The organism is Candidatus Micrarchaeota archaeon, assembly GCA_028866575.1.
Lineage (GTDB): Archaea > Micrarchaeota > Micrarchaeia > Micrarchaeales > Micrarchaeaceae > UBA12276.
This window is the reverse complement of record JAGWHU010000047.1, coordinates 1-1,153: the sequence shown is the minus strand read 5'-3', so window position 1 is coordinate 1,153 and position 1,153 is coordinate 1. Positions and strand designations below refer to the sequence as shown.

The following is a 1,153-nucleotide window of genomic DNA, read 5'->3' as shown; positions in this document are numbered from 1 at the left end:
CAGTGCGCAAGATTACCAAATAACGGGATAAACCCTATGGCAACAAATCACAATCTTTCCCCTTCTCAGGTTTTGGCGGAAACCATACCAAGCGCCCCTAGAGGGTTTCCTCTGTTTTCCGCAATGGCCAGGCTGGAGCGATTCATAACATGTGACATGAACGCACTATCCGCCCGCCGCGCACAATGGACGGAGCATATAATTATGCGAACCGTACGCAAGCTGCGACAGCTAGGTATAACAGAGGAGTATTCATTCAAGACGGACAGTATTCACTGGCAGGCGGCTATGCATGCGGTGCGGGAGTAAATCAACATGGAACCTATATTTTTTCATGACGATATACCTGTATTTAACGCACTAGATGATAATTTCAGTGTAACCAACTTACCAAATCTGGCCTATCTCATAGATGGTACGGGATGGAAAGTCTACAAGCGCAACTGCTTGTCCACAGCTACGGTGCCAATAAAGCTGAAGAAGGCTTCTAACGTTGCAGAGTTATGCGAGTTTACAGCTTCCCGTATTTCACTAGAACTCGTTAATCAGATTGTGGCATTTTTCAGGGAAGTATATAAGCGCTATGGCAGCGAGGCGGCTGGCTATATATATTACCATCCTGCAGAAAAACAATGGCAGTTCATAGTTCCAAAACAGACCGTCAGTGGTGCCAGCTGCAAATATGAGCTTCGCCCCTCGTCGCACTTGCCCGATCCTTGGTGGCTTGCCGGGACGATTCACTCACATGCAAACATGGCGGCCTTTCACAGCTCAACGGACTGTGACGATGAGCACAACTTTGACGGGGTTCATATCACAATAGGCAGGCTGGGAGAATCTCAGCCTGAGTTTGCCTGTAGTATTGTTGCTGGCGGCACCAGGTTCAAGGCTGAGCCAAGCTTAATCTTGGAAGGTTGGCCGGAAGCCAACGTACCCGATGAATGGCTAAGGCAAGTTACGGAAGCTAAGCGCGAAGTTGCCTGGGAGGATTATGGTTCAATGGAGCCTCAAAAGAAAAAGACACCAAAAACCAAGAGCGACTTCCGCTTTCTCAACAAACCATTCAGAGTGCTTGTTGACGCCAGTGACGATGAGATCAGGCGCTATGGGCGCTGGAGCTGATATGAGGCAGGTAAAAATAATCGGCTTGGGC

1 protein-coding gene is annotated in these 1,153 nt (G+C 48.7%); it reads left to right on the top strand.

Annotated elements, in window-relative coordinates:
- Nucleotides 1-315: 315 nt before the first annotated feature.
- A complete protein-coding gene (locus tag KGI06_06365) occupies nt 316-1,122 on the top strand; it encodes a hypothetical protein (protein ID MDE1871832.1) in 807 nt (268 codons plus the stop codon).
- Nucleotides 1,123-1,153: the final 31 nt, after the last annotated feature.

Excerpts from the sequence above, each read along its gene's own strand:
- KGI06_06365 (MDE1871832.1), top strand. The coding sequence starts at position 316 with ATGGAACCTATATTTTTTCATGACGATATACCTGTATTTAACGCACTA.